The sequence below is a fragment of the Planktothrix serta PCC 8927 genome (assembly GCF_900010725.2).
Classification (GTDB): Bacteria; Cyanobacteriota; Cyanobacteriia; order Cyanobacteriales; family Microcoleaceae; genus Planktothrix; species Planktothrix serta.
The window spans coordinates 197,239-212,159 of sequence record NZ_LR734878.1; the positions used below are offsets into that span (position 1 = coordinate 197,239).

At 39.6% G+C, this 14,921-nt stretch carries 15 protein-coding genes; 11 read left to right on the forward strand and 4 right to left on the reverse strand.

What is annotated here, in order from left to right; all coding sequences use genetic code 11:
* Positions 1-16: 16 nt before the first annotated feature.
* Entirely contained in the window at positions 17-226 is a 210-nt protein-coding gene (locus PL8927_RS20370; protein WP_083625209.1) for a TOBE domain-containing protein, read from the reverse strand.
* Positions 227-291: 65 nt separating this feature from the next.
* Entirely contained in the window at positions 292-1,542 is a 1,251-nt protein-coding gene (locus PL8927_RS20375) for a NupC/NupG family nucleoside CNT transporter (protein ID WP_083625211.1), read from the reverse strand.
* Between the two features lie 160 nt (positions 1,543-1,702).
* On the opposite strand from PL8927_RS20375, the gene der reads away from it, so the two are divergent.
* Positions 1,703-3,067 (forward strand): ribosome biogenesis GTPase Der, encoded by a 1,365-nt coding sequence (gene der / locus PL8927_RS20380; RefSeq protein WP_083625213.1) that lies wholly within the window; start codon positions 1,703-1,705, stop codon positions 3,065-3,067.
* 1,040 nt (positions 3,068-4,107) lie between these two features.
* Complete coding sequence (locus tag PL8927_RS20385; RefSeq protein ID WP_083625217.1) at positions 4,108-4,482, forward strand: group I truncated hemoglobin; 375 nt, start codon at positions 4,108-4,110, stop codon at positions 4,480-4,482.
* Between the two features lie 280 nt (positions 4,483-4,762).
* Here the strand turns inward: PL8927_RS20385 and PL8927_RS28095 are convergent, their stop codons facing one another.
* Positions 4,763-5,044 (reverse strand): hypothetical protein, encoded by a 282-nt coding sequence (locus tag PL8927_RS28095; protein WP_197047498.1) that lies wholly within the window; start codon positions 5,042-5,044, stop codon positions 4,763-4,765.
* 146 nt (positions 5,045-5,190) lie between these two features.
* Here PL8927_RS28095 and PL8927_RS20390 point away from each other — a divergent pair, with 146 nt between their 5' ends.
* From PL8927_RS20390 to PL8927_RS20415, 6 genes are all read left to right on the forward strand, one after another.
* Positions 5,191-6,132 carry an energy-coupling factor transporter transmembrane component T family protein gene (locus PL8927_RS20390; protein ID WP_083625222.1) on the forward strand — a complete coding sequence of 314 codons (942 nt, stop codon included), beginning with the start codon at positions 5,191-5,193 and terminating at the stop codon, positions 6,130-6,132.
* A 128-nt stretch (positions 6,133-6,260) separates the two neighbouring features.
* On the forward strand, positions 6,261-6,530 hold the full coding sequence (gene pipX / locus PL8927_RS20395) for a transcriptional coactivator PipX (RefSeq protein WP_083625225.1): 270 nt from the start codon (positions 6,261-6,263) through the stop codon (positions 6,528-6,530).
* Positions 6,531-6,608: 78 nt separating this feature from the next.
* Positions 6,609-7,280 carry a YggS family pyridoxal phosphate-dependent enzyme gene (locus PL8927_RS20400; protein WP_083625227.1) on the forward strand — a complete coding sequence of 224 codons (672 nt, stop codon included), beginning with the start codon at positions 6,609-6,611 and terminating at the stop codon, positions 7,278-7,280.
* 117 nt (positions 7,281-7,397) lie between these two features.
* Positions 7,398-8,006 (forward strand): cell division protein SepF, encoded by a 609-nt coding sequence (locus PL8927_RS20405; RefSeq protein ID WP_197047499.1) that lies wholly within the window; start codon positions 7,398-7,400, stop codon positions 8,004-8,006.
* Between the two features lie 109 nt (positions 8,007-8,115).
* Positions 8,116-8,922, forward strand: a complete 807-nt coding sequence (proC, locus tag PL8927_RS20410; RefSeq protein ID WP_083625232.1) for a pyrroline-5-carboxylate reductase — start codon at positions 8,116-8,118, stop codon at positions 8,920-8,922.
* A gap of 211 nt (positions 8,923-9,133) precedes the next feature.
* Positions 9,134-9,577, forward strand: a complete 444-nt coding sequence (locus PL8927_RS20415) for an Hsp20/alpha crystallin family protein (protein ID WP_231506079.1) — start codon at positions 9,134-9,136, stop codon at positions 9,575-9,577.
* 55 nt (positions 9,578-9,632) lie between these two features.
* Here the strand turns inward: PL8927_RS20415 and PL8927_RS20420 are convergent, their stop codons facing one another.
* Positions 9,633-11,615, reverse strand: coding sequence for a CRISPR-associated helicase/endonuclease Cas3 (locus tag PL8927_RS20420; RefSeq protein ID WP_083625236.1), 1,983 nt, complete (start codon positions 11,613-11,615; stop codon positions 9,633-9,635).
* Positions 11,616-11,660: 45 nt separating this feature from the next.
* Between PL8927_RS20420 and cas5c the strand changes: the two genes are divergently transcribed.
* From cas5c to cas7c, 3 genes are read left to right on the forward strand one after another with little or no spacing between them, the layout of a single operon-like run.
* Positions 11,661-12,329, forward strand: coding sequence for a type I-C CRISPR-associated protein Cas5c (gene cas5c, locus PL8927_RS20425; protein WP_083625239.1), 669 nt, complete (start codon positions 11,661-11,663; stop codon positions 12,327-12,329).
* Positions 12,323-14,017: a type I-C CRISPR-associated protein Cas8c/Csd1 gene (locus PL8927_RS20430; protein WP_083625242.1), complete on the forward strand. Its 1,695-nt coding sequence runs from the start codon at positions 12,323-12,325 to the stop codon at positions 14,015-14,017. The genes cas5c and PL8927_RS20430 overlap by 7 nt, the downstream gene beginning before the upstream one ends.
* A gap of 3 nt (positions 14,018-14,020) precedes the next feature.
* The gene (gene cas7c / locus PL8927_RS20435; protein ID WP_083625244.1) at positions 14,021-14,863 is read left to right on the forward strand and encodes a type I-C CRISPR-associated protein Cas7/Csd2; all 843 of its coding nucleotides are present in this window, start codon (positions 14,021-14,023) and stop codon (positions 14,861-14,863) included.
* Positions 14,864-14,921: the final 58 nt, after the last annotated feature.

Below are 14,921 nucleotides of genomic sequence, written 5' to 3' on the forward strand. Positions count from 1 at the left end.
ATAGCGATCGGATTATCTAATCGACGGCGATTATGACATCTGATGATTTAATTAATGCGTAAACTTCCTTACCTACTGCCAGTCCCAGGTTTTCAGCCGAGGTTTTGGTAATAACGGCTGTTATTACCAATTCAGGAGAAATTTCAACTGTAACTTCATCGTTGACAGCCCCTGTCACCACAGACTTAACGATTCCTTTTAAGGCATTGCGTGCACTAACTTTCATTCAAACCTCTTTGTAGTTTGTTAACTTCTATATTGTACTTGATAATGTTATTAAATTGCAAAAAATTATAAAATTAGTCCGGCAATACAAGCGGTCATAAAACAAGCAATAGAACCCGCTATCATGGCTCTAATTCCTAATCGCGCAACGTCCGGTTGTCGTTCAGGGGCCATTGCTGAAATTCCGCCAATTTGTATCGCTATAGAACCAATATTAGAAAACCCACATAAGGCATAGGTTGAGATAATAACGGCTCGTTCTGAAATCGTGGGGACGGTGTTATTAGCTATTTTACCCTGAGCAATATTTTGAGCATTTTCTACTAATATTTTTAAATCTAAATAGGCAATAAATTCATTTAAAATTGTTTTCTTACCTAATAATATTCCCACCTGTAAACAATCTGAAATCGGAACTCCCATTAACCACGCCACAGGAGCAAATAAATAAGCAAAGATTCCTTCTAAAGATAAGGAAGGCAAACCCAAAAGACTGCCAAACCCTTGTAAAACTCCATTAATTAACGCTAATAATCCTAAAAAAGCAATTAACATCGCTGCCACATTTAAGGCTAATTTCATACCCTCACTGGCTCCCGTTGCTGCCGCATCAATTCCATTAGCAGAAGTGGGTTTTACCTCAATTTTGACTTTTCCTTGAGTTAAAGATATTTCGGTTTCAGGATAGAATATTTTAGAAATAGCTAAAGCAGCAGGAGCCGACATTACCGAAGCCGCTAAAATATGTTGGGCGGGAATTCCAAAGGAAATATATGCCGCCATTACCCCTCCAGCAATCGTAGCAAATCCTCCGGTCATGACTGCATGAAGTTCTGAATTTGTTAAGGTCAAAATATAGGGTTTAATTAATAACGGAGCCTCCGTTTGTCCGATAAAAATATTAGCCGAACAGGAGAGAGTTTCTGACCCCGATGTTTTCAAGGTTCGCATCATCACCCAAGCAACAGTTTCTACAACCTTTTGTAAAATTCCATAATGATAAAGAATTGAAATAAAAGAGGAGAAAAAGATAATTGTGGGCAGAACTTTGAAGGCGATAAAATGATCTTGAAAGTTTTCTCCAAAGACAAATTTAGCTCCTTGATCAGAAAAATTGAGAAACTGAGTTACACAATTACCTAGAAACTCAAATATCATAAAACCAGGGGTAGTTTTGAGGATGAGAACGGCAAAAATTAACTGTAAAGCAATTCCCCATAATACCGGACGCCAACGAATGGCTTTTCGATTCACTGAAAAGAGGTAGGAAATTCCTACAAAAACAAATAATCCTAAAAGTGAAATCCCACGTTCCATAATTTGCTCAATCTTGTAGATTTTCAATGTACAATTAGAGTATTGTGCATTTTTCAGTCAGAATCCAAAATTAACCCTTGGCAAATTCCTGTTAACTGAAGCACCCGTAAGAGTTCAGTTGCTGTCCTCTTACCCCTAATTACGATTACTGTAACTGTTTATGTCTTTACCTATTGTTGCTATTATTGGTCGTCCTAATGTCGGGAAATCAACCCTGGTAAATCGTTTAGCGGGAAGTCCCGATGCGATTGTTCATGATCAACCCGGTATTACCCGCGATCGCACCTATCGACCTGCGTTTTGGCAAGATCGAGAATTTCAGGTGGTGGATACGGGGGGATTAGTGTTTGATGATGATACGGAATTTTTGCCTATGATTCGAGAACAAGCGATGACGGCTTTAAACGAAGCCACCGCCGCGATTTTGGTGGTCGATGGTCAAATGGGGGTAACGGGAGGGGATGAAGCGATCGCAACTTGGCTGCGCGCACAATCTGTACCCACTTTATTAGCCGTCAATAAATGCGAATCTCCGACAACGGGATTAATTCAAGCCGCACAATTTTGGGAACTGGGACTGGGAGAGCCCTATCCAATTTCTAGTATTCATGGATCAGGAACTGGGGAATTATTAGATGAGTTAATTCAATATTTACCCCCACTTGATCAAATTGAAGAACAAAAAGAAATCAAAGTAGCAATTATTGGTCGTCCTAATGTGGGGAAATCGAGTTTATTGAATGCGTTTTTAGGGGAAAATCGCGCTATTGTTAGTCCGATTTCCGGTACAACACGGGATGCGATTGATACCGTTATTGAACGCAATGATAAAACCTATCGGTTAATTGATACCGCCGGAATTCGACGCAAGAAAAATGTTGAATATGGGGCGGAATTTTTTGGAATTAATCGCGCCTTTAAAGCCATTAATCGCGCGGATGTGGTGTTATTAGTCATTGATGCCATTGATCAAGTTACGGATCAAGATCAAAAATTAGCTGATCGGATTATAGAAGAAGGTCGATCTTGTGTGATTGTTGTTAATAAATGGGATGCGGTTGAGAAGGATACCTATACCATTTTAGACTATGAAAAAGAGGTTCGAGCCAAACTTTATTTTATGGATTGGGCGGAGTTGATTTTTATTAGCGCCAAAACAGGTCAACGGGTTGAAAAAATTCTCAATTTAGTCGATACGGCTGCTGAAGGTCACGAACGACGAGTGACAACGGCTGTTATTAATGAAGTGATTGAAGAAGCAATAAGTTGGCATTCTCCCCCTGTTACTCGTCAAGGAAAACAAGGGAAAATCTATTATGGAACCCAGGTTAGTAGCAAACCCCCAACTTTGGTTTTATTCGTTAATGATCCTAAACGATTTAATGATAATTACCGTCGTTATATTGATAGCCAATTCCGCAAACAATTAGGCTTTAAAGGGACACCAATTAAATTAATTTGGCGTGGAAAATCTGCCAGAGAAGTTGAACGAAATCCCGCTAACCGAGCCACCCGCGTTAAATAATATAAAGCCTGAGAAGAAAGGGCGGGTTTAGGGAGATAATTACTGATCATTAAAGATTGTCTCGGAACCCGCCCATAAGGTTTAATTGTGGATTATTGCTCAAATGCGACCGCATTTTTTCCACAATAAAATGTAGGGGCGGGTTCTGTAATTATCTTCAATTCTAACCAATAATCTAACTAAACCCGCCCCTCTTAAATGCGATCGCCTGAGAATAGAGGGCGGGTTTAGGGAGATAATTACTGATCATTAAAGATTGTCTCGGAACCCGCCCCTACGGTTTAATTGTGGATTATTGCTCAAATGCGAGGGGATTTTTTCAACAACAAAATGTAGGGGCGGGTTCTGTAATTATCTTCAATTCTAGCCAATAATCTGACTAAACCCGTCCCTCTCTCAGATGATGCGATCGCCTAAGAATAGAGGGCGGGTTTAGGGAGATAATTACTGATCATTAAAGATTGTCTCGGAACCCGCCCCTACGGTTTAATTGTGGATTATTGCTCAAATGCGATCGCATTTTTTTAACAACAAAATGTAGGGGCGGGTTCTGTAATTATCTTCAATTCTAGCCAATAATCTGACTAAACCCGCCCCTCTTAAATGCGATCGCCTGAGAAGAAAGGGCGGGTTTAGGGAGATAATTACTGATCATTAAAGATTGTCTCGGAACCCGCCCCTACGGTTTAATTGTTGATTATTGCTCAAATGCGAGGGGATTTTTTTCAACAACAAAATGTAGGGGCGGGTTCTGTAATTATCTTCAATTCTAGCCAATAATCTGACTAAACCCGCCCCTCTCAGATGATGCGATCGCCTTTTTACTATGATGTTGATTCTGTTGTCGGGAGCCTCGCTATCCCTCTGGGTATGGATTCTAGGGTTATGAGGAAGGAGCAAAATGTTGTTTCAGCTAACGGTTTTTCTGAGGTCGCTTCTATTCTTAGAGGTGGAATTAATGGAAATAAACTTGACATTTATATAAATATGTATTTATATAATTATATAACTACATATTTTAATCAAAGGAGAATTAATCAATGGCTACACTCTATGAAAAATTAGGTGGGAAAGAGGCTGTAGATATAGCGGTAGACAAATTTTATGATCGGGTGATCAATGATGAGCGAATCAAACATTTTTTCGCTAATACCGATATGAAAGCACAAAAACAACATCAAAAAGACTTTATGACTTATGCTTTTGGTGGGGTAGAGCGTTTTACAGGTCGTGATATGAGAGAATCTCATACAAAATTAGTCACAGAAATGGGTTTAACAGATATTCATTTTGATGCGATCGCCGAAAACTTAATTGAAACCTTAAAAGAGTTAGGTATAGCACAAAACTTAATTGATGAAGTAGCCTCTATTGTTGGCTCTGTAGCTCATCGTAATGACGTTTTGAACCGTTAAAATTAAGTTAAATCGAGATAAAAATGAGACTACTGATCTAAACAAGCTTCTGGACTTTTCACAAACCCGGTTTCTCAAAGAAGCCGGGTTTTTAGGTGGGTCTGAACACACCAAGCCATGATCAAAAACAGGATAGGAAAAATAATTCCATCCTGTTGAATCATTGATATAAAAATCAGTTAACTCGCTCAAAAATCCACATATTCCGACAAAATGTTATCGTAAATTATTCGCCACAGCATCCAATTTTTTGATCAACTTTTCTCGTTAATAAGGCAAATTAAACAATTGAATTATAGTTGAATTGTTCTTGATTGATTTTAGAAAATTTTCCATTTTTCTGTCCCCTAAATTTCTCAGTATTAGCCCCAAAATGACTATTAATAATACAAGAGCGATCGGATGCCTTATTTCCTGGGATTTCCGGTAATCCTTGACTTTTTGGAGTTTTAATATTAGAATTGTTAATATGAAATCTGTAAATGTTTTCTACATATTCCCCCTGTAGAGACGTTGCATGCAACGTCTCTACAGGGGGTTTAGGGAGAATCATCTGTAGCATTTATAATTAGATTTCATATAACATCTTTATTTTTGTAAAAAATTAGCGATCACTCTTAATTTTATTAAGTTGCGATCGCCATGACTTTACTCTTTTTCACCGGACTTTGAAACAGCCCTACCCTGCTCTCTCTGCTTCTCTCTTCTATGGACTTACTGCGATCGCTACCCATTGGACTATATTTAGAACAACCGATTACTTGGTTACATCGTTTAGATGCCAGAATTAAGTTAGTGTGGTTGATGAGCTTTTTAGTAGCTCCTCTGTTGGCGAACCCTGTATGGCGATTAGTATTAGTTGGATTGTTAATTTTAATTACCTTATTAGCTCGAATTCCTCTGCGAGTTTGGAAGCGACAAATGGGATGGTTACTAATGTTTTGTGGGTTATTATTTCTCGTGAGTTGTATTATGCCCGATGGTTTAGCCGTAGACCATCAACCGCGACTTCCTGAACATGAATTAAGCTTTGATTTATTCGCAAATCAACAAGAAAAACAAACGAATCAGCAATCTAACTCAGCAGCGAACTTCCCTCAACCCACATCCTATCGCTATGTGTTGTTTTCCCTAGGGCCGTTAGAAATTACCCGCTATTCTGTAGACTTAGGAATTAGAACCAGTACCTTATTATTTACCTTAGTTTATAGTACAAATTTGTATTTGCTGACCACCGCATCTGAAGAAATTGCGATGGCGTTAGAAAGCTTAATGGAACCGCTACGATGGTTAAAGTTACCTGTTACAGAAATAGCCTTAACTCTTACCCTCTCATTACGATTTTTTCCCCTAGTTTTAGAGGAAATTCAAAATTTAATCCGTTCAGTGCGAACTCGTGCTATTAACTGGAAAAAACTAGGGCTAAAACGAACCATTCAGGTTTGGTTAACCATTGCAGAACGACTTCTACAAAACTTATTATTACGCGCCGAACAAATTTCCAGTGCCATGCAGGTGCGAGGGTTCACCAGTCCCAACGAGCATCGGGTGGAATGGCATCAACTCCGCTTTAAACGCTGGGATAGTATCGCCCTCATTGGTTTAACATTGTTCTGGGGTGTGCGTTTAATTTGGGGGGGAGAAGTTTGAAATTGTGAGTTCAACACTGTGATTAAATGTAAACGGACAAGCATCCAGGTTAAACCCGATCTTTTTTGAAGATCTGACTTTAACCTATCTCGTTAAATCAAGTCCTTATTTTTTACTTTTGCGACTTAATGACCACAGAAACTTACATGAATCATCCCAACTTCGGGTTATTGTTCAAAATATGCCCCGTTGAGGATCATCAAGAATTGTTCACAACCCTTTACGCCCAGCGTCTATTTTTCTTAGTGACCCAGGGGCCAACGGGATTAAAATTTGAACCCATTAGTCGTTCTGATGCGAAACTTTTAGTTGAAATTCGCTTAAGAATGCTTCGCCGAACCGCACAAACGGAGGAATACAAAAAACTCCAAGTTGCCCATCAAAATACCTTTCAATAATTATATCGTTGTCGGTTGACCGTTGACCGTTAACCGTTAGCAGTCAACAGACAACCCACAATAGACAACAAAATTAATATGACTGATTTGATTACAGAACAGATTGCTAAAATTCGAGACTCTATTCCTGAGTCAGTGCGATTAATTGCGGTCACAAAAACGGTTTCCGTGGAAGCAATTCGGATCGCCTATCACGCCGGAATTCGTGATTTTGCTGAAAATCGAGTCCAAGAAGCTGCTGAAAAACATCCTCAATTACAAGATCTTCAGGATATTACTTGGCATTTAATTGGTCATTTACAATCTAATAAAGCAGCAAAAGCATTACAACTGTTTCAATGGATTCAATCTATAGATAGTTTGAATTTAGCCTTACGTTTAGATCGCCTCGCCGGGGAGTTGGGGTATCAGCCTCAAGTTTGCCTTCAAGTTAAAATTTTGCCCGATCCGAATAAGTTTGGCTGGACTATCCCCGAACTTTTGGCAGACTTACCCCAATTAAACCAATGTCAGTATCTTAAAATTAAAGGTTTAATGACGATTCCTCCTTTAGGCTTAAGTGAGTCAGAAACCCTTGATGTATTTGAACGCACCCGTGAGTTAGCGCAAACAATTCAACAGCAGAATTGGACTAATATTGAGATGCAACAATTATCAATGGGAATGTCAGAAGATTATTCTCTGGCTATTCAAAAAGGTGCTACCATGATCCGATTAGGGCGGATAATTTTTGGGCAGAGGAGGAATTAAACCAAAAACTTACTGTAAAATAGGCGAGTCTTACAAAAATTCAATATATCTCACACTCTCAACCCATCTCAAGTGGCTGTTGAGTTAAAATTCTAAATTCGTGATGGAGACTAGACTGTGAACAGACTTTTTACTAGACTAAAAGATTTTGTAGGGTTCAATGACTCTGTAGAATACGATTACGAATACGATGAAATGGAGGGGGAGCGCTACCCCGGTAATTATCCCCCCCCACAGGAACAACCTGTCCCTCAACCGATGGTGGCAGAGGAACCTCGTGCATCTCGTCGTTCACAACGATCTGTTGGCTCTATGGGTAGTGGTGTAATGTCTGAAGTTGGAATGGGATCAACCATGAATAATGTTATTGGAATGCCTGGCGCTCTGAATGGAATTTCTGAAGTGGTGGTGATGGAACCCCGCACCTTTGAAGAAATGCCGACTGCTATTCGGGCTCTCAAAGAACGCAAATCTGTAGTTTTAAATTTAACCTTAATGGACCCAGATCAAGCCCAAAGAGCCGTTGACTTTGTGGCGGGTGGAACCTTTGCTCTCGATGGTCATCAAGAACGTATTGGCGAAAGCATTTTCCTGTTTACCCCCAGTTGCGTTCAAGTCAGAACTCAAGGCGGTAATGTTGTCCACGAAGGTATTCCTCAAGCGCGTAACCCCCGCATGAGTACCCCAACAGCCCCCGTTTGGCAACCAGCCCAAGCCATTCAATAAATTAGCTGTTGACAGTTGACAGTTGACAACCTGTAGGGGTTGGGTCTCCCAACCCTTTTAGCACCTGGGTTGGGAGACCCAACCCCTACCTTAAAATATTACTTATTCTATGTTTAAATTAGGTGTAATTGGTGGCGGGGTGATGGGAGAAGCTCTCATCACCCGCTTAATTTCTGCTCAGATTTATCAAGCTTCTGAAATTATGATTAGTGACCCCCAAGAACAGCGTCGCAATAGTTTGACGCAACAGTATGGGGTTGTTGTAACAGCCAATAATCAGGAAACAACTCAAGCAACAGAAGCTCTTTTATTAGCAATTAAACCTCAAATTTTTGAAGCGATCGCCACGGAATTAGCTGGGGGTGTGACATTAGGAATAGATACCGTTGTTTTGTCGATTTTAGCGGGAGTTCCCCTGAATAAATTAGAAACGGCTTTTCCCAAACATCCGGTCATTAGAATTATGCCCAATACTCCCGCTACGGTGGGGGCCGGAGTCAGTGCGATCGCTTCTGGAAAATTGGTGCTATCTCCCCATTTAGACCTCACCAGACGCATTTTTCAGGCTGTTGGAGACGTGGTAGACGTGCCGGAGGCTTTAATGGATGCCGTCACCGGATTATCGGGTTCTGGCCCCGCTTATGTGGCGATTTTAATTGAAGCTTTGGCCGATGGAGGGGTCGCGGCGGGACTTCCTCGACCCATTGCCTCTAAATTAGCATTATCAACGGTATTAGGAACGGCCCAACTGTTATCAGAATCTAACTTACATCCGGCCGAACTCAAAGACCGTGTTACCAGTCCAGGGGGAACTACTATTGCTGGGGTTTCCCAACTGGAAAAAGCGGGATTTCGTTCGGCTTTAATAGAAGCAGTAAAAGCTGCAACTCAACGGTCAAAGGAGTTGGGAAGTTAGTTGATGGTTGATGGTTGACGGTTGACGGTTGACGGTTGACTGTTGGCTGCTCCTCTCCTCCTCTCCCCCTGCTCCTCTTCTTCGGTAGGGAAGTACGACATGAGAGTACGGTTTTTTCCATTTTGGATTCTGAAGAAATAACCCATGATTAGAGATGTCAAGCCAAGCAATTTCTAAACAAAAACCTTAAGACTCCTAAAGGAGAAAACTAATGATGCTGTTAACTCGCTATTCTTTCCCCACCTTTGAAGAAATTCAACGTCAATTTGATCAAGCGTTTGATGAAATTACCCAGACTAAAACTGTTACAGACTGGACTCCGGCGGTTCAATTGGAAGAAACTCCAGAACAGTATATTGTCCGGGCTGTTATTCCTAATTTAGATAAAAATGAATTAGATATTGAAGTGGCAAAAAATGGGATTGCTATTTCCGGTAAAACCCTTGAAACTGAACTTCCCGAAGGTCACAAAATCACCTATTCTGAGTTTCCAGTCGGTCAGTTTCGTCGCGTTGTTTCCCTTCCTGAAGCGATTGTGCAAACAGAAGTTAAAGCCGAATACACTGATGGAATTTTAACCGTTACTTTACCGAAAGCACCCGAAGTGATTCATCGCGTTGTTAAAGTGAATTTAAACTCTGAATCTCAATCTTAATCCGAAGGGTGGGCATTGCCCACCTTTTTTGATATCATATTAAATTGGATAAACTTTAATAAAAAACGCCAAAATAATCAGAATATTTGCCATCCCAAACCGATAAACCATTGGGAAATACTTTGATTAACTCTTTCCCTTTCTGGGGAATAGTTGCGGTGTATTGCTGCAATTTTTTCCAATCAGACAAAGATAGTTTTTCTTTGGTTTTTAAATGATCAATTAGATCGGCTCCATCTTTCCATCTACAGACGGCTGAAAGTTGCTTTTTGTTAATAAAATTAAACTTTTCTGCTACGGATTCAAACTGTAAATCTCGCCTTAATCCTTGAATCTCGTCTTGACCTGTTTGCTTATTCTTGTGGGCAAAATAATCCTTCAGGAGACTCAGATAATTTTCAGAGTTTAATCCATATTTTTTAATCAATTCAGAGGAATATTTAGCAAGAGATTGATAAATTTGATCAGGGAAATGATCACAACTCAAGATCAACACTTCTCCGGTTTCTAATAACCCTTCTCGATTGCATCTTCCTCCTCTCTGAATCAGGGAATCAAGAGGGCATTCTTCAGTTAATACGATTGGGTAATCAATATCAATTCCTGCCTCTACAATCTGTGTAGAAACACAATTAATATCAGAAGACTTGATCCTATTAATAACCTGTTTGCGGTGCGCTACACACATCCGAGAGGACAAATGAACCCATTGATCCGGTTGTTCTTGATTGAATATTTCAAAGGCTTCCTGAGCAGTTTTTGTAATATTAACGATAACTAATTTTTTCTGAGGAATGGCACTAATTTCTTCCCAAGATAGATTTTTACTCATAAATTTATAGCTACAACGGGACAGCGTTTTAAACTGATTAACTAATTCTTCCTGGGGAATCATGTCGATATGGGGGAGTTGAAACCCTTTTAGATTAGGTGCTGTAGCAGACATTAATACAACTGAACAGCCATAATTTATAACTAATTCATTTAAGACATTAGCAATAGCTGGTAAGAATTCAGGGGGTATTGTTTGATATTCATCAATCAGGATGACCCGGTTCATGATTCCGGCTAATTTTCTGCATCTGGAAGCATGATTAGAAAATAGGGATTCAAAGAATTGAATCGCAGTAGTGACTATAACCAAGCTATCCCAACGTTGAGAAGATAAACGATAGGCTATTTCTTCTCCGTGTTTAGGGATAAAGTCGGAATGATGCTCTAATACGGCTTCATCTCCCAAGACATCCCGATAAACTTTGGCTGATTGGTCAAGGATAGATTTGAACGGTGCAACGTACAGAATTCCATCCATATTGTGATGGTTACAATGCTCAACTGCAAACTGTAAAGAAGTTAGAGTTTTCCCAATTCCCGTAACACCAATTAACCGATAAATATTTTTACTAGATGTTGTATACTGAATCACCAGAGAGCGAAAATTTTCTCTCTCCTTAACAATTTTTGACGGGTTTTGAGAAGGAGGAAAAATTGCGAATTGCAACAAACTAGATTTTGCTTGAACTCGCTCTTTTTGGGAGTTGTGGGATTTTAGCTCAAATTCCATCGCATCTAATCTGTCACTATCTACTAAAACAGAAAAAAGTATTCTGATTGCTAACTCTTTTTGATAAGGATTAAGAGTTATATTAGGTAGATTAGTTAGCTCAGGAAATAACCGCTTTAAGCATTTCTTCCAGTGTTTTTCTGAATGTTCAAAAAACTCTCTATCGACAGCACTATTTTTTAGCTGGCCATGATGTGACCGAATGATGTAGACCAAGGGGTGGGTATCATCTTCTCCTGTGAGTTCATATACTGTTCTTGCTCCTTCAGAGGAATGAAAAACTGTACTTCCTCCCTCTAATAAGTATTTTTGCCACGATTTCTTGGCTTTACCTAAATCATGGAGCAGTCCCCCATAGTATCCAAGTTCCTTGAGAAATTCTGGGAGACGTTCTCGTGACTTGGCTGCAACTCCCTCTAGGTGTTCAATTAAAAGTTGTTTGATTTCTGTCCCTTCTATCTTCCTTGCAAACATTTTTATCCTGTGATAATTTATACTTATTCTATGACAGTATAGAACATGAGATTAAAGGTATGGGGTGATTTGGCATTGTTTACTCGCCCCGAAACGAAAGCAGACCCGTACTCCTATCCAATTATAACGCCCTCGGCAGCAGAGGGAATCCTGAAGGCGATTTTCTGGAAACCGGAAATAACCTACAGTATCGAAACGATCACGGTATTGAATCCGATTCGGTATCAGTCCCTATTCCGTAATATGGGACAAAGCAAAATAGCTGTTTCCACTGTCAAAACCTGGGCAACCCAAAACCCCTCTGGACGGTATTTGATCAATGAAGATAGATCCCAGCGAAACCATGTTGTTCTAAAAAATGTCGCTTATATCATAGATTTTAGTTTACACCTAACAACAAAAGCGACAGATCCCATAGATAAATATCATGCTATCTGTGCTAAAAGAATTGAACGAGGGCAATGCTTTAAACAACCTTGTTTGGGTGTGCGGGAATTCACCGCTAATTTCAGTTTTCCTGATGGGAATGAGCAAATTCATCCTGAACTCTTGGGGACGTTTAACTTCGGACAAATCCTGAAGAAAATGCACTTTGTTCAAGATTCAAAAGGGAATGTGGAATGGAAAGATAACGAATCTCAGAAGATTGTTAAAGGTCGTGTCTTACCTGAATTCTTTGAAGCAATTATGCGTGATGGGGTGGTAAGATGTTAGCCGAACTTTATCAGTTTTCAAAACAGTTTCAACTTCCTCCCGTGGGTTATTCAACGAATACTGCTGTTTATCGTATTGACTTGGAAACAAGCTTAATTTCCCTCCTGCAAACAAAAACAATTAAAACCGTGAAAAAAGAAGATCGGGTTTTCTTTAAACCGGGTCAAAAATTGATTCTTCCTAATCTCAATCGTAATAGTGTAGCTCCTCTATTAATTGCTGATACGGGAGAATATTTGTTTGGCATTGGGTCAAGTAAAGATACTAATAAAAAAGTATCCCGCTATTTAGAATTACTGCAAGAATGCTGGCAAATGACATCAGATCCGGTTCTGGAAAAGGTTCTAAAATTCATTCGGGAATCTAGCCAAAAATCTATTATTTCTCAGCTTGAAACCCTGGGAAATAAGCCCCAAGCAGGCAAGAAATATGGGGAGTCGGAACGGTTTGTTTTCTATTATCAAAACCCGGAAACAGAACAAGCTGAACTTGTAACCAATCGTCCTTTAATTCAAAAGTTTTGGGGTAAATATTTTCTATCCAAACAAACGATAAAAGCGGGTAAGTGCATTATTACAGGTGAAGAAACGCAAGTTTTAACCCATATCCTACCCGGCAAACTTAAAGGCATTCCAGGGGGTCAATCAACGGGTTGTGCTATTTCCAGTTTTGATAAGTCAGCTTATCAAAGTTGGGGATGGGATAACTGTCAGAATGCACCCATTGGGATTAATACCGCATTAGGGTTTTTAGGTGGTGTGGAGATGCTGCAAAGTAATCCCAGACATTACCATAAGTTAGGGAATCAGATGTTTGTTTTTTGGGGAGATCAGAACCAAGAAGGCATCAATCCTGAGTTTTGGCAAGATGTTACAGCCTGCCGTTTAAAGGGGTTAATTCAAGGCATCAACACGGGAAAAAGTTTAGATACCCGCCATTATTCCAAAAAGTTCTATCTGGGTATTCTCAAAGGAAATAAGGGGCGGGTTGCTATCAATAGAATTGACTCGATTTCTTCTGATGCAATTGCCGATAATGTCGAACATTTTTGTCAACTCCAACAGTGGTTTGATAACTGGACAAAACCAATCTGGGTTTTCCGTAAGGCTGCATTTTTTGATATCAATAAAGAACATACGGAAGTTATTGACACCGCCCTGATTCAATTTGCATTATTAGGGAAAGAACTCCCTCAAATTTATGCAAAGAAAATGATTGATAGAATCTATGCGGAACAGGATACTTTTGAATCTTTTGACCGGGCAAAAGCTTTATTTTTCTATACCCAACATCCCAATATGAACGACCCCAATGATCTAATTGCTTATCAGTTAGGACGGATAACTTTCCTAATGCACATAGCACAAATGAAAGCCCGAAAACAGACCAAGGAAGACACTAATGTTACCCGTTCTTTGAAAACACTTTCTACAACTCCTTCTCAAGTTTTCGGACGACTTTATCAAGGGTGTTATGCTCATCACCTTTTGGAAGAAGAAACTAAGTACATTAAACTTCTATTAGATGAGGAGTTCCGAACTATTTCTCCTGAAGACTTACCCGACAATTTTACCCTCCGTCAGCAATCTTTATTTTTTGTGGGATTTGCTAAAAAACGGGCTGAATATTTCCTACCAAAATCCGGCAAAAACAAAGATCAAGATTTTAACAATAACGAGGAAGAATAGATTATGTTACACTTTGATCCTTCTAAAAAACACGATGCGATTCTGTTAGTTGATTGTCTGGACGGTAATCCTAACGGCGACCCAGATGCCGGAAATCAACCCCGAATTGACCCAGAAACCCGACATGGTTTAATTAGTGATGCTTGTATGAAACGTAAGGTTCGCAACTATGTTGTATTCACGAAAAAGGGAGAGGTAAATTATAAAATTTTTGTCGAAGAAGGTAGCGTCTTGAATGATAAGATTGAGAAAGCTTATTCAGAGTTGAAAATTGATGTTAAGAAAAAATCAACGCCTGAAAAACAGAAAAAAGCTCGAAACTGGATGATTGAAAACTTTTATGATATTCGGATGTTTGGGGCGGTGCTTAATACAGGTTTAAATGCGGGTCAAGTTTGGGGGCCATTACAAATTTCTTGGGGGCGCTCTTATGATCCAGTTTTGCCTATTTCTGCTACTATTACCCGGTGTGCGGCGACGGAAGCTAAGGAAGGAAAGGATAACAAAACTATGGGACGGAAAGAGTTAATTCCCTATGGATTGTTTAAGATTGAAATTCATTATAACCCTGGTTTGGGTGATAAGGTTTCCAGTGATGATCTCAAATTGTTCTGGGAATCATTATTAAATTGTTGGGAATTTGATCGCAGTTCCTCCCGTTCTTCAATGAATTGTCGTGGCTTGTTTATATTCACCCACGATAGCAAATGGGGAAATGTTGCTTCTCATAAGTTGTTTGATTTGCTGTCGGTTAAATCCATTGCTCCCACACCTCGAAGTATTAATGATTACGAGATTAATATTGATGGGGATGTGCCGGACGGTGTAACTTTGTGGAATAATTAGCTAACAATCCTCAGCAATGGGGATTGCGAATTGAAACCCACACTGCGAAGCATTAACA